The sequence below is a fragment of the Streptococcus sp. F0441 genome (assembly GCF_000314775.2).
Taxonomy (GTDB): Bacteria; Bacillota; Bacilli; order Lactobacillales; family Streptococcaceae; genus Streptococcus.
In genome coordinates this window covers 1,659,960-1,682,499 of the sequence record NZ_KB373321.1, presented here as the reverse complement: position 1 = coordinate 1,682,499, position 22,540 = coordinate 1,659,960, and the positions used below count along the sequence as shown (strand labels likewise).

Here is a 22,540-nt window from a genome sequence, read left to right as displayed (position 1 = left end):
AAATGATAAGAATAGATATCAAGAAGCGAACGAAAATAGAATACAAAAGGGCGAATCGGTCAGGGATGCACTGTAATTCATACGGAAATACCCCCTTTTATTTAAAACGGGGGTAGGTATTGTTCGGATATAAGAACGCTGCCCTCTTCTGTACGAAAAATTCCCTTTTTGAAATATTGGAAGTTATAAAATTGGGTGTAAAGGAGGCAGAAATGGGACGGAAAATGAAGGTTGTCGAAAGCAACAAAAAGCACATGACCAAAGAAGAGAAAATCGCTCGCAAAAGTATACAGGAGAAGGCTTCGGATGGTTTGGATGCATTACAACTAACACCGCCAAAGCACTTTGATCCGATTGCGAAAGCAGAATATAAACGAGTGATCAATGATTTGCGAAAGCTACCCCTAAGAAATCTAGATCGGGCTGTTTTAGAAACGTATTGCACCTGGTATGCAGTCTACAAAGAGGTATCTCGCGGATTGCAGAAAAAAGGTTATGTCTACGAGAATGAAAAAGGCTCGGTAGTTCCAAACAAAATGTTGTATACGTTAGAGCGTGCCACAACTAACTTGATGAAAGCAGCATCTCAGTTAGGATTGACGGTGGACAGTCGCATGAAGTTGTATGTGCCACAAGTTGAAGAAAAGAAAGAGAGTATTTTTGATAAATTTGGAGGATAGATAATGAGGTATAGACCACGATATCTGAAGAAAAAAAGTCATTACAAGTTGAATGAATTTTCAACTGATTGTGGACGAATCGTATTAAACGGAAAGTTGTTAGATGGAGTAACTAGCTACAGTATTGATTGGAATTCTGGGGAGCTTACTAGATTGACAATAAATATGGTTGGTAAAATGAAGTGATTTTTATATTAGAGGGAAATTCCCTCTTTTTTATTTTAGGCCGTTGGTGTAGTGGCAACATGATAAGTTCCAACCTTGTAGTCGTGGGTTCGATTCCTACACGGTCTGTTACGTGCTAGAAAGGAGGTAAAGTATGGCATACGATTACTCTTGTATCCATGAAAAATATCATGATGTAGCATACGAATATGCAAAAGATGTAATCGATGGGAAACGTATTGTCAGTAAGAAAGTTTATAAAGCATGCTTACGACACTTGCGAGATTTAGTAAAAATTCCCAATAGCGATTACGACTACTTCCCGAATATGGCACAAAATCCAATAGATTTTATTGAAATACTACCAGATGTCAAAACTGGCAAACCATATCCACTGGCTGACTTTCAAAAATTCATTTTATCAAGTCTGTACGGTTGGAGAAAAAAGTCTGATACATCGATAAGGCGATTTAAAAAAGCATTAATCAGTCTGGCCAGAAAGAATGGTAAGACAATTCTTGTGGCAGGTATTTTACTTTATGAGTTTTTGTTTGGCCACAATCCAGCAATGTCTAGACAGCTTTTTTGTACCGCAAATGATAAAACTCAAGCTAAAATCGCTTTTGAGATGGCTCGGAAGCAACTGGACGCGTTGAGGGCACAAGATGAGGATGTCAGGAAGGCCACAAAGCGGGTCAGAGAAGAATTGAGAAACTTGGTGGACGAATCCTATATCCGTCCGTTAAGTCGCGATACAGGGGCTGTAGATGGCTTTGAACCATATGTCGGAGTGTTGGACGAGTTCGCAGCATCTAAAACAAATGAAATGATTGAACTTTTGGAATCTGGTCAAGGCCAGTTGGACAATCCGCTAATTCTGATTATTTCCACGGCGGGACTCGATCTCAATGTCCCGATGCACACGATTGAATATCCTTATATTGAGAAAATCTTGAATGAGGAAGTAGAAAATGATGGATACTTCGCTTTTATCGCAGAGCAAGATAACGAGGAGGAGATTGCAGACGAAAAGAACTGGATAAAATCAAATCCAATCCTTGAGGTGCCAGCACTTTACGATAAAATCATGAATTACTTGCGAAATCGTAGAAAGGTATCTCTAGAGACAGGGGCTGTGAATGAGGTCTTGGTTAAAAACTACAATATGTGGCGTCAATCATCTGAAGAGTCTTACATGGATAAAGAAAGCTGGGCAAAAGCTAAGATTGAAGCGCCCGACACCAGAAAGCGTAGAGTTTGGTTAGGAGTCGATGTTGGTAGATCCAGCGACTTATTCTCTATTTCTCCTATGGTCATGATGGATGACTATTGGTATGCAGATAGTTTTTCTTTCGTGGCTACTAAATATGGCTTGATAGCAAAAGAAAAGCGAGACGGTGTGTCTTATACAAACTTAGAAAGAATGGGTGAGTGTGAGATAACAACGCTTGAGAGCGGGGTTATCGATGATGAGCGTGTTCTTGAGAAGATTGAAGAAATGGTATACGGGAACGATTGGGAGTTACAAGGTGTTTACTTTGACCCTTATCAATTCGGTTCGCTATTAACTATGATAGAGAAACGACACCCAGAATGGCCACTAGTCCAGATACCACAAACCACTATGGTTTTGAATATGCCCACAAAGCAATTCCGCGATGATGTCCGTCAAGGTAAAATCAAGCATAGTGGCAATCAGTTGCTAACAATGGCAATCAATAATGCATATACCAGAGTTGATAATAACGGTATGAGGATTGATAAAAATAAAAACAGTAATAAAATCGACCCTTTGGATGCATTATTAGATGCGTATGCTGCTTGTTATCTGGAACCGTTCGACGGGACAGGTTACTGGACGAACGAAAAAATCTTGGAAGGAGGTTCGCTATTTTGAAGTTATTGAAACATATTCACACAATTTTATTGTTAATCGGTTTAATGTTTTTGATTTACGGTTTGTTCTTGATTGGGGACGTAATAGGATATATAGCTACAGGCTTGATTCTCTGTTTTCTCGGAGCGTACATTGATAAAACAAAACAACCTTGAAAAGCCTTACAAAATTTGATATAATGAACTAATTTTAGGAGGTTTTATCATGACAAAAGAACAAGTTAAACAACCAGAACGTCCAGTTTATAAAAAGCCTTTATTCTGGACTACCATATTGTTTGGATTTATTTCTTTTTTTCTTATGATTATGGTTTTTGTAGTCGATTCACATTATGTTGAATTGACAAATGCATTGGCAAAGCATAATTTGTATTATAGTTCGAAAGATAAAGATATCTATAATATCTCTAACTCTCAAGAAAATACTGAGTCATCTTCAAGTAACGATATTATTTTGACTAAAAAAATTGGTGAGAAAATAACATTTGAAGAAGGAAGTATCGAAGTAAGAGGGATGGATATAGCTGACGGGAAAGTAACTGTCGCAATTATTTTAGAAAACAATACTGACAGAAAATCCAGTTTCAACCCGAAAGAATTTGTAGCAAAGGCTGGAGATGAAGCGTTGAATTATATTGGATTGCAAGAGGTTTCAGGATTAACAGGCCAAGGTGAAGTTAAAGAAGTGTCACCAAAGTCGAATGCTGTATTCTTTTTGAATTACAACCTACCAAAAAATAATTCTTCAGATTTCTCTATGCAAATAGGAAAATACCTCTGGAAATAATTACGTTAGCACCTGTTGGTGCTTTTTTTATGCTCAAAAACAGAAAGGAGGTGAGAAAATAAATGACTTTTTTTCAATCTTTAGGTTCGTCAAAACTATCTTATGACGATTATGTATCTTCGGTCATCTCTGGTAATTCAAGTCCTGAATATACTGGTATATCTGCTTTAAAGAATAGCGATGTCTTGACTGCAGTATCTATTATAGCTGGTGATGTTGCTCGGTTTCCATTATTGAAAAAGGATTTAATGGGGAATATCGAACAAGATGAAGATATGAATTATCTACTGAATGTTAAATCCACAAGCAATACATCAGCAAGACAATGGAAGTTTGCGATGACCGTCAATACAATTTTGACTGGTAATTCATTCTCTCGTATTCTGCGTGATCCAATCAGTGGTAAACCATTAGAATTTCAATTCTTTAGACCGTCTGAAACGACTGTCGAGGAGACTGATGACCACGAATTGATTTACACGTTCAGAGATCGATTAAATGGCCGGGAAATTCGTTGTGGAGCAGGCGAGGTTATTCACTGGAAGTTCTTTAGCCATGACACTATCTTAGGGCGTTCTCCATTGCTATCGTTAGGCGATGAAATCAGCTTGCAAAACGGTGGTCTGAATACCTTGATTAAATTCTTTAGGGATGGTTTCTCGAGTGGAATTATCAAGTTAAAAGGCGCTCAGTTGAATGGTGAAGCAAGGCAAAAGGCTCGTATGGACTTCGAGAAGATGCGTGAAGGCTCAACTGGTGGCAGCCCTCTGGTATTTGATGATACCCAGGAATATACACCACTTGAAATTGATACGAATGTCTTGCAATTGATCACATCGAATAACTTTTCCACTGCTCAGATTGCCAAGGCTTTGCGAGTTCCTAGTTTTAAATTGGGAGTGAACAGTCCTAACCAATCTGTTGCACAGTTGACTGAAGACTATGTAACCAATGACCTTCCGTTCTATTTTGATGCAATCACGAGCGAACTTGCTTTGAAAGTATTTAGTGATGAAGAGCGCAGGAAGTATCGTGTTGATTTTGATACTCGTAGCGTGACTGGTAGAAATGTAGACGAGATTGTAAAACTTGTAAACAATCAAATTTTGACACCAAATCAAGCTTTAATCGAACTTGGTAAGGAACGTTCTTCTGATCCAAACATGGATCGTTACCAGTCAAGTTTGAACTATGTCTTCTTGGATAAGAAAGAAGAATATCAATCAATGAAAGGAGGTGAGACAAGGGATGCCAAAGAGAATCAAGATGAAAGGTCCACTGATTCCGAATAATAGCCAAGAAGCTTATGACTACTTCGGTTTGGAAGCAGTCAGCGCTAAATCTATTACAGATTCTTTCCCAGAAGACAAAAGCGATATCGTTCTGGAAGTTAATTCAAACGGTGGGTTAGTGACTGTAGGAAGTGAAATCTACACAGCTTTAAAAAGCTATCCAGGGAATGTGACCGTGGAAGTAACGGGAATGGCAGCAAGCGCTGCTAGTGTTGCAATTATGGGAGCTGACAAGGTACTTATTAGTCCAACGGCGCAGATTATGATTCATAAAGCGTTGTATGGCTATGTATCTGGCAACAGTGATGATTTAGACAAAGCTTCTAATGCACTGAAATCTAGCGACCAGGCTATTGTGAATGCCTACGTGGCAAAAACTGGATTAGAAGAATCGGTTATCATCGATATGATGAGAAACGAGACTTTCATGTCAGCCAGTGAAGCAGTTGAAAAAGGCTTTGCGGATGAAGTGATGACCTTTGATGATGTCGGTGCGGTAGCGAGTCTAGAGAACGGACTGTTACCACAAGCAGTTATTGATGACTTTTACGCTAACCGTAGCAAGCGCAAGTCAGAAATCCAAAACATGCTACGAGAAATCGAAAAAGAAGAATTACTCAGAGGGCTCTAAGCTCTCTTTTTTATACCCAAAAGGAGAAAGCAACCTATGTTTAAAGAAAAAATGAAAGAACTTAAAGCGCAGATTACTAATATCGGTGCTGAAATTACAGCTAAGACAGATGAATTGAAATCTGTTTTGAATTCTGACGATCTTGAAAAAGCTCGTGAAGTGCGTGCTGAAATCGATGCTTTGAAATCACAAAAAGAAGAAGTGGAAAACAACTTGAAGGCTTATGAAATCGCAGAAGCAGGCACTGGAGCGCATGCATCTGGTGCAACTCACGAAGTAAAAGCAGAAGGTAAAACTTACCGTGATTCTGTAAACGAATGGGTACGTACTAAAGGTGCAGTTGCAGATGCTAACTTGAAACTTGAAGGGAAAGACCTTCTCATTCCTATGAATGAAGCAGTAAATCCAATTCAGGATGGATTGAAGAAAACAGATACTGGAAAAGTAACTAGCAAAGAAATTGTTACTACTCCAATCCGTGAAGTTAAGACTGTTATCGACCTTAAACAATTTGTGACAGTTCACAAAGCTTCTAAAGGTGAAGGTTCATATCCAATTCTTAAACACGCAACATCTAAGATGGCAAGCGTAGAAGAACTGGAGAAGAACCCAGCTCTTGCTAAGCCTGATTTTACAGATGTTGCTTGGAAAGTTAAGACTTACCGTGGAGCTATCCCACTTTCACAAGAAGCGATTGACGATGCAGATGTTGACTTGCTTGCTATTGTTGCTGAAGCAGCTAACCAAATCAAGGTTAACACTACTAACGATGTAATCGGTACTATTTTGAAAACCTTTGAAGAAAAACAAGCAACAGACTTGGATGCAATCAAGGCTATTTTGAATGTTGACCTTGACCCAGCTTACAACGTTTCATTTGTAGTCTCACAAAGTTTCTACCAAAAATTGGACACTTTGAAAGACAAGAACGGCCGCTACTTGCTCCAGGACTCTATTGTTTCTGCATCAGGTAAAGCCTTCCTTGGACATCCAGTATTCGTAGTTGCTGATACAATGCTTGGTGTAGCTGGTGAAGCTAAAGCCTTTATCGGTGATGTACAACGTGCTGTACTCTTTGCTGACCGTCAAGAATTGGGTCTTCGCTGGACTGACAATGAGATCTATGGTCAATACTTGCAAGCAGTTGTTCGCTTTGATGTGAAGAAAGCAGATGCTAAAGCTGGTTACTTTGTAACTATGCCCTAAGGCTCCCCCAGTTAGTGGGGGTGTCTCACGGTCAGAAACAGCATTAGCAGTACCAACCGCAAGTAGCACCAAGCAAGAAATTATGGATTATTTAGATAGCAAAGGAATTTCTTACACAGCAACTCAAACTAAAGAGCAACTATTAGCCTTGATCGGAGGTTAGAGCCATGGAACCTAAAAAGAATGGTTTTCTCGAAGAAGTTAAGTTGTATTGTAAAATCGACTATGACTTTGAAGATGAGTTACTACTTGAACTTATCGAGTCAGCTAGAGAGCAGATTTGTTTCGCTATCGATAACAAACTGCAACCTGAAGACTTAGAGTCCTATGCGAAATTCCGACTAGCTGTCAAAAAGCAAGTCAAGGAAGAGTACGAACATCGAGGGATGTCAGCGGACACCATGCGTTATCCATTAGCAAATGGCGTTCTGAACATTATTCATCAACTTAGAACCAGGAAGGAAAGTTAATGCGGACACGTAACATGAATGTCCGCATTACTTTTTTTCAAAGAGTAGGTGGACAAAATGAAGATGGAGAGGTGCTAGATTTCGAAAGAAAGGACTTGTATACTTGCTGGGCAGAAGTATCTAAAACCTCTATCAAAGATTTTCGCGAAAATGCAACGGTCACGAAAGCTAGTGGGTTGTCAGAGCACAAAGACACCAAAACATTCTTAATTCGTCATCAACCAAAACTGCCTTTTGACAATTCATGTTATGTAGAATTTGATGGTAATGAATATCAAATCATTGCTATTGAACGTGACTATGCTAACAAGGAAATTGATTTAATCAAGGGAGTGATGGTGTCATGACGAAAGGATTGGATCTTTGTCTTAAAAATCTTACGATACTTGAAGCAAAAGCGCCTCGTGTTGCTCGTGAGGCTGTGACTGAAGTTGCTCAAGAGTTCAAGAAAGAGCTTGAAGTAAATACTCCTGTATCTGATGAGCCTACTTTAACTCGATTGAGCGAAGATATAAGAATCAGTAATTTCAAAGGAGGGGGAGACGCTCCTTCAAAAGATATTGGTTTTGGTCGGTCGACTGGTTGGCGTGCTAAGTTCCCGGATAGCGGAACGATTTATCAAAAAGCACAGGACTTCGAGGAAAAGACTATCAATGCAGTCACTCCTCGCGCTAAAGAAATATACAAACAAAAAATAAGGGAGGTGTTAAAATAAATGATTGCTGAAACCGAAGCATATAAACTTTTGGTAGCAGATGAACAGTTAAATCAACTCTTCAATCAGTTTAGAGGCAAAGAGTTTCCAGGTTATAAACAAGGTATCTTTACTTATGATATTCCTGAAAAGCCTACAAACTTAAAGCAAAAAGAACTTGCTCCGTTTGCAAGAATTTATTTAACTTATGAAGCACCTCACAAATATGCAGATGATAAAATCATCTCAATGGAGCAACGCATCACAATCAACTTTTGGTGTAAGAATGCTAAACAAGCGGGCCAAATCGCTAAAAGAATGGATGCGGTACTAGAAGGTAGCGGGTTTGAACGCTACACAGCGAATGAGAAGCCTCGATACATGGATGACGATATTGGATTGTTAATGAACGTCCGAAAATATCGCTTTTTTGATTGGGGGGATCTCGAAGAAATGAAAGGAAAATAAATAAATGACTAAAGTTAAATTTGGCTTACGTGGTTTTGAATACGGGGTATTGAACGCTCAAAATCTCGTCGTAGGGGAAACTAAAAAAATTCCAGGAATTAGGACGGCTAAAATCGACATCACTAATGAATTGAACACAATCGCTGCAGATGATGGACCATACGTGGTATTGTCGTCTGGTATCACTGGAACAACTCTTGAAGTATCATGGTTGGACTTGGGCAGCGATGCTCGCAAGGATTTTTATGGCATCGCAGTAGAAAACGGAATGGAAAAATACAGCAAGAAGATGACGCCAAACGATATCGCTTGCTTGTTCCGTACAACTGGTGATGATGGTAAAGGTATTTGGGTAGGTCTTCTCAAAGGTAAGTTCTCGCTTCCAGGGATGGATTTGGAAACTAAAGACGGTTCACCAGATCCTAAAAACGATACGGTATCTGGTAGCTTTGTGGCTCGCGGTGACGAAGATGAAGGTCTTGTAATTGTGGTGGGTCGTGAAGATAACCCACAATTCCAAGAAGCTGAATTCCGTAAGCTGGTTTTCCCAAAGTCGTAAGCGGTGCTAGTTCTGAACGAACAGTAACCGCTGAATCAGGCGCAGTAGGACAAAATGCATAAGAAAAGGGCTTGGTTATTCCAAGCCTTTATTTTAAGGAGTAAATAATGTTTGAAATTAAATTTAAAAAAGCAGGTGTGTTGAAGGAATTTTCAAAAGACTACGTGAACGTAGAAGACAACCTGTTGGCTTTAGAACACCAGGTTCGACAAACTTCATTGTATGAAAACAAGGAAGATTTGCTAAATCCTGCTAAACATCGTGAGTTGAATGAAGCGTATCTTGATATGTTCGTAAAAATGTACGGTGAGCAGTTCGATGCGGACGATTTGAAAGGAGCAAGTGTTGAAACACTCGAAACCTTGAATGATCTTTATCTTGCAGCACTCGGTGGAAAACAAGCAGAAAAAGAGACCACTAAGGAAAAAAAGAAGAAAAAGGGCTAAGCCCTAAAGAAGCTCAAAATAATTTATTAGTTTGGGTTCAATCGCTAATGAGTCAAGGATATACAATCCATGACATTAAAAGCATGCGACTTTCAGATTTTGATTTGATGGTGCAGGCTTTAGAAATCAAAGAAAGCAAAGAGGAAGAAGAGACGACCCTTGATAAGGCCTTTCCATTCCTTTTTGGATAGAAAGGAGAATGAATGGCAAGTAATATTGGTGAATTAGTCGCCACAGCAACCTTAGATGTCGCTCCTTTTCAGTCAAACGTCGGGAGGTTGAAAACTTATCTAAAAGGTGTCGATAATTCCCTAAAAGCCATGGAGAACAACTTTAAGGGAGCTGGTAAAAATGTCAGTAACTTAAAAGGCCTTTTATCGCAAACTGGTTCAGCTCTTAGCTCATATCAAAAAGTATTGAGTTCACAGAGCGAACGATATAATCAATTAAAAGCTAGTATTGGAGATGTGTCTACTGCCACTGCTGAACAAAAGCAAAAGCTAGTTGAAGCAAGTGCCAGTATGACTGCGACTGCTGCTAAAGTTGCAGAATTGCAAAATCGCTACGAGCAATTGGCTAGTTCTATGAGACGAGCTTATATCGACGATAGTGCCTTCACTAAATTCGGTAAGGGCGCACAGGAAGTTGGAAATAAAATCAGTCAAATGGGTCAAAACATTTCTGGTTTTGGTTCTGCTTTAACCCGTGGAGTAACCGCTCCGATTGTAGCAGGAGCTGGTCTTGTAGTGAAAGCGGCAATTGATTATGAATCTGCATTTGCGGGAGTTAAGAAAACGGTAGATGAGACCGCATCTGTATCTTATCAAAAGCTATCAGACGGTATTCGTCAAATGGCTAAAGAATTGCCGGCTAGTGCAGTTCAAATTGCAAATGTAGCAGAAGTAGCAGGACAACTTGGTATCAAGGCAGAGGATATCCTTACATTCTCGCGAACCATGATTGATATGGGAGAATCAACTAACTTGAGCGCCGAAGAAGCTGCAACTGCAATCGCAAAGATCGCAAACATTCTTGGTCTAACATCGGACGAATATGGACGGTTTGGGGCATCTGTTGTTGACTTGGGTAACAACTTCGCAACAACTGAAAAAGATATTGTTGAGATGACGAACCGGTTAGCGGCAGGCGGCAAACTTGCTGGACTAACTGCTCCTGAAATCTTAGGTCTTGCAACTGCTATGAGTAGTGTAGGGATTGAAGCTGAGGCTGGTGGAACAGCCATGACTCAGACACTCACTGCTATTGGTAATGCGGTCTCACTAACCACTAAAGACTCAGCAGATGATTTGGCATTGATTGCTAAAGTAGCAGGAACAACATCAGAGGAATTCCAAAAAGCGTGGAAAGAGAAACCCGCTGAAGCTTTGCAAGCCTTTATTAAAGGTCTTAATACGGCCCGTGAGCAAGGCGCGAATATGGACGCAATCTTGATGAAATTAGGCATGACTGGTGTTAGACAAGGAAATATGCTTAAATCTCTGGCCTTATCATCGGATAAAATGAGCGCAGCAGTCGAACGGTCTAACCAAGCATGGAAAGATAATACTGCTCTAACTAATGAAGCGAATAAGCGTTATGAGACCACTGAGTCTCAATTAAAGATGTTCAGAAACCAAGTGACTGACTTAGCTATTGAATTTGGTGAACCACTAATCAAGGCTCTTAGGAGTGGTCTTGACGCAGTCAAACCATGGTTAAACAATCTCGCTGATTTAGCTAAAAAGTTCAGCTCACTATCAACAGAACAACAACAAAATATCATCAAATGGGGATTAATGGCAGCCGCTTTAGGCCCTGCTTTGAAGTTGTTAGGTGGTGGCATCTCAGTCATCGGTGGTTTGGTGAAGGTTATCGGTGGTTTGTCAAAAGGCATTGGATTTTTAAGCGGTTCAGCTAAATATCTTGCAAATTTACCAGTTGGGTTGAATGCTTTAGCTGGATCAGCGGGAGCAGCAGAAACTGCAATGGCAGGTGCATCAACTAGCGCTGGTTCTTTATCTGGTGCATTTGGCGCTCTTGCAAATCCTTTAGGATTGATAGTTGGTAGTATTGCTCTAGCAACTGCAGGACTTGTTTATTTTGGAAACGAGAAAGACAAGGCTCGTATCAAGACTGAGGAGTTTGGTTCTCAGTTGAGCGATACTGCTCGTGGAGAATTGCGAAGTTTTCAAAAGACTGTTGATGAAACCAGTACGGCTGTCGCAAACTTTGGAACTCGTGCTGGAGACGCTGAAAAGGTATCTGGAGCCTTTAAAAAGCTTTATGAAGAAGTTGCTGCTGCTGCAGATAAGACCAACAAACGAATGGAAGAGTTGGGCGCTAAGTGGGGTCTCAGTGAAGAAGACATTGCGAAAGCAAAAGAAAAAAATGCCCAGGTCGTATCTAATACTGAGTCCATGATGAATCAAATTAATGAGATTTATCAACGTCATAACGGAGATGCAAGCAAGTTCTCTCAAGAGGAGAAAGAAATCATCCTGAACAATCAGAATGAGATGATTAAGGCAAAACTCTCGATGATGGACTTGTCAGCTGAGCAACAGAAGGCAGCTTTACAAGCTTTGAATGGCGATGTCAGAAATCTGAATGAAACTCAGTTAAATCATACAAAAGATGTTCTAAAAAAGGCCCTCGACGAGGAAAAGAAACTCTATGAAAACTCAAAGAGTGAGTTAAAAGAGTTGTTGGCTGGAAAGGCTATTGATCAGGAAACTTATAACAAGAAAATGCAAACTCTAGAAGCTAATCATACTCAAACGATGGAAGCTTTGGGCGTTAAGTATTATCAAGTTATGCAGAATCTTGACGCAAAAGTAAAAGCACGAACTGGGCAAAGCTGGAACTACTGGGAAGAAGCCAAGAAAGTTCTAGAAGAATACGGGCTATCTTATGAGGTGATTGGCCAGAAAGCAGCAGAAGCTTCTCAAAAAATGGGTGATTCCCATAGTATCCTTGCTAAATATACAAGTGATATGAGCAAGGAAGTGAAAGAGGCTAACGATGCCTGGTCGTTGCTCGTCGGTAACATTGATAAGAACGGAAATTTCCAAGTCAAGTCTAATGTTAAGGAAGTGATTGGAGAGGCTACTAAATCTGCTGAAGGTTGGGAACAATTGCAGTTTATAGCTAAAACTGCGGATATCAACTCAAATGCTCGTGTGACTATTGCTGAGGCTCTTGTCGAATCTGGTAAATGGAAAGACATGACTCTCGAAGAGAAACAAGTGATTGTCAAGAACCAAGCTGGGCTACAAGCTATCTTTGATAGTGAAACTCATCTTAAAACATGGAACAGCATGCCAGCGGAAGTCAAAGAACTTCTCATGAAGAATACAGACATCATGAACAAGGCGGAGGAAGCCTCAAAGGCTCTGTCTAACTATGAAGCTCTAAAACCAAAACAGAAGGAGTTGCTGGCCAATGATGAAAGTGTCCGAAAGGTAGTCGCTCGGTCAACTGATACTCTGACGACCTGGAATGCGACCACACCGTTTACAAAAGATTTGAAAGCTGATCCTACGAATGTTTTGAACAATGGCCAGTTATCTATCGATAAGATTACGGCTTGGAATTTTGCATCTGCTGAGACGAAATCTTTGGATGCGGTAGATAATACGAGCGCTGCCGTTGGTAGTGCAATGTTAAATGTTAACTCTCCAAAACAAGAAACACCAATTGGCATTAACGCAACAGATTTAACAAGTCCAGAATCAGCATCTGCAAGTGCTGGAATCAATGCGATTAAGCAAAACTTTCCAATTGATATCAATGCTACGAATAAAACGCAGGGCGAGGCTAATGCTGCAAGTAACGCAGTCAATGCTGTTAAACAAAATAGCCCGATTGGGATCAATGCACAAAACCAAACAGGTGGAGTAATCAGTAGCGTGTGGGCATCTTTAAGCTCTTTACCAGCGTTTAAGTTTATTGATATCATCACACGGCACTTTACCGAACAACATGCCAAGGGTACGGACAATCACCCTGGTGGTCTTGCTACAGTCAATGACCAACGTGGTACGCTTTACAAGGAATTGATTACATTGCCTGATGGCACATCGTTTATTCCTGAAGGGCGAAACGTGGTCTTGCCATTGCCGCCTGGAACCAAGGTCATGAGAGCTGGTAAAACGCGTAGTTTGATGAACCGTTTGGGTATTCCAAATTATGAGAAAGGTATTGGATTTGAAGATACTAAAATTTCTCATCTAACCCGGCGTTTTCAAGAAATCAATACTAGAAACAGAATCTATAATTATTCGAAATCTTTATCCTCCACTAGTAGTTTTGATAATCATTCAGACAGCAATAGCAGTCAAGCAATCGTGACTGAATTGGTTAGCTTAAAAGCAAGCGTGGAGAATTTGCTTGGCAAATTATTAGACAAGGATTTCAATACTTATCTAGACGGTCAAGTAATGGCCGAGAATTCTTATCGTTACCATGGCAATATTATGAGAAGGGAGGGGATTTAATGGCGAATTACTTAAAAATAAATGATTTTTCAACATCCAGTTTCAAAAACTGCGTAGTGACTGATTTTGGCACAATTCATTCTGCCAGTCCTCGTTTCTCAGAGCAATTGAAGCTTTATGGGATGAATGGAAGTTATAATCAGGAAGATGGCGCTTTTGATAATTACGAGAGAACCATTCGGGTGTTTTTCGAACGATTTTCAAATTTAGCAACTTTGGTCGAAAAGTTCCAACCAGTTGGAAATCGTTTGGAATTTAGCTATCAACCAGATTCGTTTTTCTATGCCGATTTCTTAGATACTGAAATCATTCCCAAAGGGATGTATGGATGGGAATTAGCGATTAAGCTAGACATGCAACCATTCCGCTATCAGAAGAACGTAGATCCTGTTGTCCTTACTGCATCCGGCACAATCAACAATCCTGGGACGATTTATTCTGAGCCAATCATCGAAATCGAGGGAGATGGTGATATCTCCCTTACGATTGGCCGTAAGACCATGTATCTTGCGATTAAGACCAAGGCTACGATTGACTGTAGGCAAGGCAAGCAGAACATCTGCAACGCAACCGGAGCAGTCCAGAACACCCTTCGTAAGCGTGGAGGGTTCTTGGAAATTCCGACTGGTAAGGCAGGTGTTTCGTTTACTGGAAATGTTCGTAAGATTACTATTCGACCGAATTGGAGGTATAAGATTTGATTTATTTAACAAATGGGAATATGCCTCTGAATGCTGCTTATGCGGATGAAATTGTTCAAGAGGATAATAGCACCTACCAATTGACCTTCCGATTTCCGACTTCGGATTCATTGTGGGAGAAGTTGAAGGAGGAAACGTTCCTAACGGCTGATGACCTTCACGGTGAACAGGATTTTGTCATTTTCGAGGTTGAGAAGAAGCATGGCTATATTCAGGTCTATGCTAACCAAGTATTCACTCTCTTAAATAACTATGTGGTCAGTTCGCTTGCTCTTGATAGAGCGACTGGTTCGACTGCTCTCAGTCGTTTTGCTGGTGCGATCACTCGTGATAATCCATTCTCATTCTTCTCTGATATTGAAGATAGACATACCTTCAATGTTGGATCTAAGAATGCCATGGAAGCATTCGCGAAAGACAAGCATTCCATCCTTGGCCAATGGGGTGGCGACCTTGTTCGTCATGGTTATCAGGTTCGATTACTCAAAAATGGCGGTTCAGAGAATGAATCGCTTTTTATGTACAAGAAAAACCTATCTAGTTATCAGCACAAGACCTCTACCAAGTCTTTAAAGACTCGAATCACCTTCAAGACTACTGTCAAAGGTGAGGGAGAGAAAGCGCCTGATCGCAAGTTTTCCGTGGTCGTGGATAGCCCACTCATTAATAAGTACAGTCAAATCTACGAAGATGTGATTGAGGTTAATGACGAGGACGTGAAAGACGAAGCAAGCTTACGAAAATATGGCGAACAGTATTTCAAGACATCGCTCTGTGACATGATGGAAGATAGCCTTGAGCTTGAAGTTGTCGGCCAGAGTGACGTGCCTGTCCAGATGTATGACATTGTGAGTCTGTTTCATGAGGTATACAATCTGGATGTGCGCAAGAAAATCACCAAGTACACCTATTCGCCAATGGCAAAGAAGCTGATTTCAATCGGCTTTGGCCAGTTTAAGTCAGGTCTTGCGAATGCAATTGGCAACGCAGTGAGTGATGCCGTCAAGGGTGAAGCGCAACAACTTCAAAATGATTTTGAAAGGCAGTTAGCCAGAGAACTCAAGAATGCGGATCTCGCTTTTGACAGGCAGAAAAAAGAGTTAGTCAATCAATTCACAGATGGTCTCAACGCTGCCAAAGCCAGAGCCGAAGAGGTCAAGAGAGAACTCTCTGACACTATTGACCAGCGATTCAGTAGTTTCAACAGTGGTCCTCTACAAGAGGTCAAGCGTAGAGCCGAGGAAGCATTGCGAAACGCTGGCGCCAGCAGCCTGCTTGCTCAGGAAGCGAAGCGGATTGGTCTGGACTCTATCGCTAAACTTGAAGAATTTAAGTCACAAGCTACGAGCGCTCAAACGGCTCTGTCGGGTGATTTGGACGCTCTGAAACGGACGGTCACAAGTGAGGTCAATCAAGCTTCAGAACATCGCAGAACGACCACAGAGGCTCTTAGTCGCATGACTGGACAGATGAATGGCTTTGCGACGAAATCAGAGGTTAGACAAGATGTAGTTGGTCTGACAGAGACATTTGCCAAGCTAAAAACGGATACGAATAATTTGATTTCTGGCGCTAAAAGTGAAATCACTCTAGCTAAAACAGAATTTCAGAAAACAGCTGATGGCCTATCTGCTAAAATGTCAGCAGTCGAGAGCTATGTTGGTCAAGATAGTCAGCGACAAGAAGCATTGAGAAGATACACTCGAGAAGAGAGCGCACGACAAGCGACAGCAGTCCGTGAGCTGGTCACAAGGGACTACGTTGGGAAAACGACTTATCAAGAGGATGTGAGAGGTCTAGAGCGTAGATTTAGCACGATTACCACTCAGACGAACAATGATATTGCTACAAAGATAGCTCAATACAAGCAGACAGTAGACGGCCAATTCGCAAATATCACATCTCAAATCGCTGGCAAAGCTAACTTGCTCGACTTTCAGCGAGTGCAAGAGACTAGCAAGCTCTATGAGCGTATTATCGGTCGTAGCGAGTCGGATATTGCTGATAAAGTCGCTCGTATGGCATTGACTAACCAGTTGTTTCAAGTTGAAATCGCTAAGAATGCTAGCGATGGTCAAAATTTGTTGAAAGGCTCAAAAAACTTTTCAGGCGATTGGAAAAATATGGCTGCTGGCTGGAAAAAACATTCAGACAAGTATCAAGGATGTGATGTCTTATTTAAAAATAATTCGTGGAATGGTGTTGGACAAGAGATTGATGCAAAAATTGGGGGAATCTATACATTCAGCTTGTGGATGAAGAGCGACTGGAAGAACGACACAGTAAATTTTTATGTTAATAAAAATGGCTCTGTTGATAAAGGGTGGGGCGTTCCATCTGAAACATCGGTCGCTATAACAAGCGAATGGAAACGTTACTCATTTACCTTCAAGATTACTGCAAACGGCTTCATCTTCCCTCGCGTAGAACGACTTAACCAAAACACAAATCTTTATGTTGCAGGACTTAAACTTGAAAAAGGCTCGTATGCAACACCTTACACCGAAGCTCCTGAAGACACGGATGAAGCAATCCGCACGGTTCAGAGTCAACTCGCTGGCTCGTGGGCAGTTCAGAACATCAATAGCGCAGGTTCAATCGTTTCTCAAATCAATGCAACGAACAATCAAATTTTGATTGAAGCTGAGAAAATCCGTTTGAAAGGTAAGACCTTACTTGATGAATTAACGGCCATTGATGGTTACTTCAAGCGCTTGTTTGTGGGTGAGGGTGAGTTTGCTAAGCTGAACGCTGAGATTATTGCTTCAAAGACCATCACAGCAGACAAGCTCGTGATGGACCAAGCAATGGCTCGGATGTTCGTTTCAAGCGATATCTTCACGGATACTCTTGCTGCTAAAGAAGCCTTCATCAACAAGCTTAGGTCTGTCGTAGTATCTGCAACCTTGCTTGAAGGTTACAAAGGGAAAATCGGTGGATTCCAGATTGGTACGCACGATAAGGACCCACATACTTATTGGTTAACTGGTCAAAATCAGTTTTATGTAGGAATGAGCAGCGGTGCTGGTAGCTGGGGCAAAACGGCTCTTTGGGTGAATTGGGGAACCACTTGGGAAAGTCCAGGAAAATATGCTTGGTTTGTTAAAGAATCAGGCGCAATGTATTGCTATAATACAGCTCATTTTTGGAACACTCCAGTCATTCACGGCGATTTACGAGTTACAGGCTATATTTACTACAACAATGAAAATTCAGGAAAATCTGGCTACTGGATTCACTCGTCTAAGTACTTAAATTTTGAGCCTTCGAATGACTATCTTTACCTCTATTACGCTGGTTCAAAATACGACTGGATCCCGATGAATAAAGAAATCTCAGACCGTCGTTACAAGCATAATATCGAAGCTAGTACAGTTTCAGGTCTCGATGTAGTCAAAAATTTGAAGACATACAGGTATCGCAAAGAATACGATGGAAGAATTGAGGACATTTCTTGCGGTATTATGGCGCAGGATGTCCAGAAGTACGCTCCTGAAGCGTTTTACGAGAATCCAGACGGCGCATACTCTTATCGAACGTTTGAACTTGTGCCTTATTTGATCAAGGCCATTCAAGAACTAAATCACAAAATAGAAAAATTGGAGAAAACAGCATGAACGAACAAGATAAACAAATCAGCACTTTAACAATTAAATCACTAAGCGAGCGAATCAGTAATGAAGCCACTCAATCAGCTACGCTAGAAGCACTCTACACAGTAACCGCTATGGAGCTCGAGCAGATGAAGCAAGTCATTGACTCTGACGAAAAACTCAAAGCAAAATTTGAAGAAGTGAAAGGACAAATGACAAATGGCAATTAACAATTATGAATTGGCAGGCAAGCCTTATACTCGTGGTTTGGGGGATAATCTCAAGACTGTGGTTGAAATTCGCTTGTCGGACGGTACTCGTTACAGTACGAACATGCGTGAGCTTGCAGGTGACCGAACGAATGATCAAGAGGACGTCTTGATTCAGGCCGTGCTGGATATTATCAAGGCTGAACTAGATCCAGGTTCAGCAATCGTGAAGGCGCAAGCTGAGATTAAACAAGCAGTACAGACTCTTGCGAAAACAAATACAGACTTGACTGCTAACATAGAGAACCTTGATAACGTCTCAGCAATTACTGAAGTTCTCATTGCTCTAGCAATTGGCCAGAATGGTGGCATGACCACGAACACTTATAGCAAGGTTGCTCAGTTCATCAAGCCACTTGTTAAGGACCGTCGCTACTCGAACGGTGATATCGTATCAATGCCTTACCCTTACGACACGAATCCGAAGTGGCCGAAGGAAACACCAACTATCTTGAAATTCCAGATGCAACCATCTGAGGGGTACACTTGGAAAGAACAGGCTCTTGCCGAAATGTTGCAGAAGGGCATTCTGACTGTGGTCATGCCACGTATTGAGTAAGAAAGGAGTGTGTATGCCGATTGAAGAAGCTGAAAAAATCGCTCAAAGTCAGGTAGCTTGGGCGATTTTGTTTATCTTACTTTTCTTTATTATCATTCAATATCTTATCAAGACTTCGGATAAGCGAGAGAAGAAGATTATGGATTTGCACGAGCAATCAAAGGCTGACTCTAACAGACGAGAAGAGCGTTTGATGACTCATCTTGAAAAAACCACTACAGAATTAACGACAATTACACATACGGTCGGTGACATTCAAAAAGAAATGGTCCGCATGAACGACCGCATGGACGAAATCGAAAAAGGAGAATAACACATGCAACAAATTACTGAAATCATCGTAGCATCAGCTACTGGAATCTTGACCATTTTGGCAGGAGTAGCAGTTAAATCTATCAAAGATTTTTTGATTAAGAAAGGCGGAGAGAAGACTATCAAGATTGTAGAAATCTTGGCCAAAAATGCTGTCAATGCCGTTGAGCAGGTCGCTTCTGAAACTGGCTATAAGGGCGAGGAGAAGCTGGAGCAGGCACGAACTAAAATTCGTGCAGAGCTAAGTAAGTACAACATCAGCATGACTGACAAGGATTTGAACACATTTGTCGAATCTGCAGTTAAGCAGATGAATGATGCGTGGAAAGGAGACGATGCAAATGTCTAAAAAACAAGATATGATTAACGACCTAATCGCTCATGCGGATGCAGGGGCCGGGGTAGACTACGATGGGATGTATGGCTACCAATGCGCCGATGTGACGTGCTACGGCATCTATAAATATTTCGGAATCCGCCTATGGGGTAACGCTATTGACTTGCTACGCTCTGCAGAAGCTGCAGGCTTGCAAGTCGTTTATGGTGCACAACATCCAAAGGCTGGGTGGTTCTTCGTTAAGAACTTCGTGGCGGGCGATGGAGTGAATTATGGTCACACTGGTCTTGTCTATGAAGACTCAGACGGTTCTACAATCAAGACGATTGAGCAGAATATTGACGGCAACTGGGACTATCTAGAAGTCGGCGGCCCTTGTCGCTACAACGAGCGCTCTGTTGATTCTATTGTGGGGTATATCGTGCCACCTGAAGAGGATGAATCAGGATGGAAGCATGATGATACTGGCTGGTGGTGGCGTCGCAAAGATGGCTCATATCCAACTGCTAAATTTGAGGCGGTAGATTGGAACTGGTTCTATTTCGACGAGAACGGCTATATGTATGCGAATCAATGGCTACATCACACAGACGGCTATTGGTACTGGTTCGACAAGGACGGGTACATGGCCAACACAGGCTGGAAAAAAATCAACGGCAAGTGGTACTACTTCAATGCAGACGGTGCCATGCAAACTGGATGGGTTAAATACTACGAAAAATGGTATTACCTCAATTCGGAAAATGGAGACATGGTATCAAACACATTTGTACCTTACAATGGCGGATACTACCTCATGCTTGAAGATGGTCGCTTGGCCGAAAAAGAAAGCTTTAACATTGAGCCAGATGGGCTCATCACTACAAAATAAATTTTAAATAAAGAAAGGAAAATTTCTAAAATATTGTTCGAATTGTAACCGCAGGCAATAGCTTGCGGTTTTTTTGTTTGCTCTTTTTTAAAAATCATGTTATAATGCATTCGAGTTGTATTTTAGTTCTTGATTAGTAAGAATAAGGTTCAACCGCACACAACCTCTTTAGGAGGTGGCGCCCGATTCGGGCGCATTTTTTTGTTTAGGAAAAATATTTTTAAAAAATTAAAAAAAGTTAAAGAAAAGTGTTGACAGTATATAACAAATGTTATATACTATACTTGTAAGATAAATAAAACAAAAAACGGAGGAACTTACAATGAAAAACGGACACATGATTCTTGGGCAACGCTGGACAAACGCGATTCGCAACGAAACTGGTACTTCATCAAAAATGTTTAATCTCTCTAAAAGATTATATGATTTCAAAGATAATAATTTAAGAGAAATTCACGAAGCGCTTTATGGTCTATTGCGTGCAGGATATGACATCAGCAATATGCGTGATGTGGAAGAACTTGCTAAATATGTTGACGTGAAGAAATCACACGGAAAATTGCTTGATGTTACAAGAGATGATATCGAATTATATCACAGACTTTTCGTAGCGAGATTTGGCAAATAACAATAAAAATACCCCCTCAAAAATGAGGGGGTTTGTAAGATAAAACGGCTGGCAGAGTAACCAGCCTTAGAAAGAGTATAACATGAAAGTAGATACAAAGCAAATCGAGTGGCTTTTGAAAAATGCCAGTGGTTATCAGATTTCAAAAATGAGCGGAGTTGCTCAACCAACAATTTCAGCTTTAATCAATAAAAAAAGAAGCATTGAGAATCTCACAATCGAGACTGGTCACAAATTAACTGAACTTGCGAACCAAATGCAGAAAACACCTTAAAAAGCCTATTTCAGGGCTTCTTTATTTTCTTGAAAGTACTTTCTAAAATAAAAAACTTTAAATTTCTTTGTATTTTCTATTGACAATATATAACAAATGTTATATACTATACTTGTAAGATAAATAAAACAAAAAAGAGGAAAACAAAGATGAAAAAAGTAGCTTATGACAAATCAGGAATCATGAAAGAAGCTTGGGAAATGTTTAACCGTAACTACCAAATCTGTGACTTTGAATATGCAGACTTTTCTGGTCGTGAATACTTCGAATATGCTTCATTTGCTGACTGCTTGAAAGAAGCTTGGGCACATGAAAAAGAAGTGGTTGAACGTGTTAACCAAAAATATGCTGACGCTGAAACATCTGAAGAAGTCAAAGCGTGGGACTGGGCCTGCAAGAAATTGGGTGTTGCGTTTGAAATGGACGCTTACACAAAAATAACAAATGTTGAAGGCATGGAAAAAGAAGCTTGGCCAGGAACTAGCGTGTGGTCACTAGCTATGCGTGCGGTAAAATTGCACATGGAAGTAGCAGCATAGAGAGCAAGATATGGTAAAAGATGATTTAACAAACCAACGTTTCGGTCGTCTGACCGTTCTTGGTGATGTTGGGAAAAGAACTAGCAGAGGGAGAGTTCTCTGGCATTGTCTTTGTGAATGCGGACGAGTTACTTTCGTTCAAGGAGACCACTTAAAAAAAGGGAGAATTAGATCTTGTGGTTGCTTGAATGATGAGAAGAAGCATGAGCGCTTCAAGGATTTGACGAATACTGAAACAGATAATTTCAAAATCATTGATAGAGCGCGCTCGAAAAATCAGCGCGTCTATTGGAATTGTATCTGCAAACATTGCGGAAATCACGTCGAATTACAAAGCAATCAGATTGCCAGGTATCTTAGTTGCGGTTGCAAGCATAATCGTAGTACGAAAGAGCGAATGGCTGAAATCAGCGATCCTGAATCGTTAAAAACCAATAAGCCAACTGCAAAAAGTACGACTGGAGTGCGAGGGGTCTATTTCAACAAACGAAAAAATAGGTATCAAGTATTTATAAATGTTGATAAGAAGCCAAAGTATTTAGGTAGCACCTCATCACTTGAAGAGGCTGCGAAAATGCGCCATGAAGCTGAAATCGAATATGGATATAAACAAAAACAGTGATTTTTTTCACTGTTTTTTTCTTTTTTTTACGAATAGATAAGTAGG

General features: G+C 40.7%; 25 protein-coding genes and 1 tRNA gene. All 26 read left to right on the top strand.

Features of this window, described 5'->3' with window-relative positions:
* The first annotated feature begins 212 nt into the window (after nucleotides 1-212).
* The 26 genes from HMPREF9188_RS08280 to HMPREF9188_RS08145 all read left to right on the top strand — a co-directional run bounded on the left by HMPREF9188_RS08280 (nucleotide 213) and on the right by HMPREF9188_RS08145 (nucleotide 22,495).
* Nucleotides 213-680 carry a phage terminase small subunit P27 family gene (locus HMPREF9188_RS08280; protein ID WP_009730562.1) on the top strand — a complete coding sequence of 156 codons (468 nt, stop codon included), beginning with the start codon at nucleotides 213-215 and terminating at the stop codon, nucleotides 678-680.
* Between the two features lie 223 nt (nucleotides 681-903).
* Nucleotides 904-974 (top strand) — tRNA-Trp (locus HMPREF9188_RS08270).
* Nucleotides 975-999: 25 nt separating this feature from the next.
* Nucleotides 1,000-2,742 carry a terminase large subunit gene (locus HMPREF9188_RS08265; RefSeq protein WP_009730560.1) on the top strand — a complete coding sequence of 581 codons (1,743 nt, stop codon included), beginning with the start codon at nucleotides 1,000-1,002 and terminating at the stop codon, nucleotides 2,740-2,742.
* Between the two features lie 204 nt (nucleotides 2,743-2,946).
* A complete protein-coding gene (locus HMPREF9188_RS08255) occupies nucleotides 2,947-3,528 on the top strand; it encodes a hypothetical protein (RefSeq protein ID WP_009730559.1) in 582 nt (193 codons plus the stop codon).
* A gap of 62 nt (nucleotides 3,529-3,590) precedes the next feature.
* Nucleotides 3,591-4,820: a phage portal protein gene (locus HMPREF9188_RS08250; protein ID WP_009730558.1), complete on the top strand. Its 1,230-nt coding sequence runs from the start codon at nucleotides 3,591-3,593 to the stop codon at nucleotides 4,818-4,820.
* On the top strand, nucleotides 4,777-5,451 hold the full coding sequence (locus HMPREF9188_RS08245) for a head maturation protease, ClpP-related (RefSeq protein WP_009730557.1): 675 nt from the start codon (nucleotides 4,777-4,779) through the stop codon (nucleotides 5,449-5,451). The genes HMPREF9188_RS08250 and HMPREF9188_RS08245 overlap by 44 nt, the downstream gene beginning before the upstream one ends.
* Before the next feature lie 36 nt (nucleotides 5,452-5,487).
* The gene (locus HMPREF9188_RS08240) at nucleotides 5,488-6,657 is read left to right on the top strand and encodes a phage major capsid protein (RefSeq protein WP_009730556.1); all 1,170 of its coding nucleotides are present in this window, start codon (nucleotides 5,488-5,490) and stop codon (nucleotides 6,655-6,657) included.
* A gap of 167 nt (nucleotides 6,658-6,824) precedes the next feature.
* Complete coding sequence (locus HMPREF9188_RS08235; RefSeq protein ID WP_009730555.1) at nucleotides 6,825-7,127, top strand: head-tail connector protein; 303 nt, start codon at nucleotides 6,825-6,827, stop codon at nucleotides 7,125-7,127.
* Complete coding sequence (locus tag HMPREF9188_RS08230; protein ID WP_009730554.1) at nucleotides 7,127-7,474, top strand: head-tail adaptor protein; 348 nt, start codon at nucleotides 7,127-7,129, stop codon at nucleotides 7,472-7,474. Before HMPREF9188_RS08235 ends, HMPREF9188_RS08230 begins: the two co-directional genes overlap by 1 nt.
* Complete coding sequence (locus HMPREF9188_RS08225; RefSeq protein WP_009730553.1) at nucleotides 7,471-7,842, top strand: HK97-gp10 family putative phage morphogenesis protein; 372 nt, start codon at nucleotides 7,471-7,473, stop codon at nucleotides 7,840-7,842. Before HMPREF9188_RS08230 ends, HMPREF9188_RS08225 begins: the two co-directional genes overlap by 4 nt.
* Nucleotides 7,843-8,289, top strand: coding sequence for a hypothetical protein (locus tag HMPREF9188_RS08220; protein WP_009730552.1), 447 nt, complete (start codon nucleotides 7,843-7,845; stop codon nucleotides 8,287-8,289). It abuts the gene before it with no gap.
* A 4-nt stretch (nucleotides 8,290-8,293) separates the two neighbouring features.
* On the top strand, nucleotides 8,294-8,848 hold the full coding sequence (locus tag HMPREF9188_RS08215) for a major tail protein (protein WP_009730551.1): 555 nt from the start codon (nucleotides 8,294-8,296) through the stop codon (nucleotides 8,846-8,848).
* 107 nt (nucleotides 8,849-8,955) lie between these two features.
* The gene (locus tag HMPREF9188_RS08210; protein WP_009730550.1) at nucleotides 8,956-9,294 is read left to right on the top strand and encodes a hypothetical protein; all 339 of its coding nucleotides are present in this window, start codon (nucleotides 8,956-8,958) and stop codon (nucleotides 9,292-9,294) included.
* Nucleotides 9,295-9,341: 47 nt separating this feature from the next.
* Complete coding sequence (locus HMPREF9188_RS10515; RefSeq protein WP_033588935.1) at nucleotides 9,342-9,485, top strand: hypothetical protein; 144 nt, start codon at nucleotides 9,342-9,344, stop codon at nucleotides 9,483-9,485.
* Nucleotides 9,486-9,497: 12 nt separating this feature from the next.
* Nucleotides 9,498-13,790, top strand: coding sequence for a phage tail tape measure protein (locus tag HMPREF9188_RS08200; protein WP_009730549.1), 4,293 nt, complete (start codon nucleotides 9,498-9,500; stop codon nucleotides 13,788-13,790).
* A complete protein-coding gene (locus HMPREF9188_RS08195; RefSeq protein ID WP_009730548.1) occupies nucleotides 13,790-14,491 on the top strand; it encodes a hypothetical protein in 702 nt (233 codons plus the stop codon). The genes HMPREF9188_RS08200 and HMPREF9188_RS08195 overlap by 1 nt, the downstream gene beginning before the upstream one ends.
* Entirely contained in the window at nucleotides 14,488-18,108 is a 3,621-nt protein-coding gene (locus tag HMPREF9188_RS08190) for a phage tail spike protein (RefSeq protein WP_009730547.1), read from the top strand. The genes HMPREF9188_RS08195 and HMPREF9188_RS08190 overlap by 4 nt, the downstream gene beginning before the upstream one ends.
* Nucleotides 18,105-18,314, top strand: a complete 210-nt coding sequence (locus HMPREF9188_RS08185) for a hypothetical protein (RefSeq protein WP_009730546.1) — start codon at nucleotides 18,105-18,107, stop codon at nucleotides 18,312-18,314. Before HMPREF9188_RS08190 ends, HMPREF9188_RS08185 begins: the two co-directional genes overlap by 4 nt.
* Nucleotides 18,304-18,912 carry a hypothetical protein gene (locus HMPREF9188_RS08180; RefSeq protein WP_009730545.1) on the top strand — a complete coding sequence of 203 codons (609 nt, stop codon included), beginning with the start codon at nucleotides 18,304-18,306 and terminating at the stop codon, nucleotides 18,910-18,912. Before HMPREF9188_RS08185 ends, HMPREF9188_RS08180 begins: the two co-directional genes overlap by 11 nt.
* Before the next feature lie 13 nt (nucleotides 18,913-18,925).
* Nucleotides 18,926-19,225, top strand: coding sequence for a hypothetical protein (locus HMPREF9188_RS08175; protein ID WP_009730544.1), 300 nt, complete (start codon nucleotides 18,926-18,928; stop codon nucleotides 19,223-19,225).
* Nucleotides 19,226-19,228: 3 nt separating this feature from the next.
* Nucleotides 19,229-19,573 carry a phage holin gene (locus tag HMPREF9188_RS08170; RefSeq protein ID WP_009730543.1) on the top strand — a complete coding sequence of 115 codons (345 nt, stop codon included), beginning with the start codon at nucleotides 19,229-19,231 and terminating at the stop codon, nucleotides 19,571-19,573.
* The gene (locus HMPREF9188_RS10510) at nucleotides 19,566-20,432 is read left to right on the top strand and encodes a CHAP domain-containing protein (RefSeq protein ID WP_009730542.1); all 867 of its coding nucleotides are present in this window, start codon (nucleotides 19,566-19,568) and stop codon (nucleotides 20,430-20,432) included. Before HMPREF9188_RS08170 ends, HMPREF9188_RS10510 begins: the two co-directional genes overlap by 8 nt.
* Before the next feature lie 322 nt (nucleotides 20,433-20,754).
* Entirely contained in the window at nucleotides 20,755-21,060 is a 306-nt protein-coding gene (locus tag HMPREF9188_RS08160) for a hypothetical protein (RefSeq protein WP_009730541.1), read from the top strand.
* Between the two features lie 82 nt (nucleotides 21,061-21,142).
* On the top strand, nucleotides 21,143-21,334 hold the full coding sequence (locus tag HMPREF9188_RS08155; protein WP_009730540.1) for a hypothetical protein: 192 nt from the start codon (nucleotides 21,143-21,145) through the stop codon (nucleotides 21,332-21,334).
* A gap of 149 nt (nucleotides 21,335-21,483) precedes the next feature.
* Complete coding sequence (acrIIA3, locus tag HMPREF9188_RS08150) at nucleotides 21,484-21,873, top strand: anti-CRISPR protein AcrIIA3 (RefSeq protein ID WP_009730539.1); 390 nt, start codon at nucleotides 21,484-21,486, stop codon at nucleotides 21,871-21,873.
* 10 nt (nucleotides 21,874-21,883) lie between these two features.
* Nucleotides 21,884-22,495, top strand: a complete 612-nt coding sequence (locus HMPREF9188_RS08145; protein WP_009730538.1) for an AP2 domain-containing protein — start codon at nucleotides 21,884-21,886, stop codon at nucleotides 22,493-22,495.
* The last annotated feature ends 45 nt before the right edge of the window (nucleotides 22,496-22,540 follow it).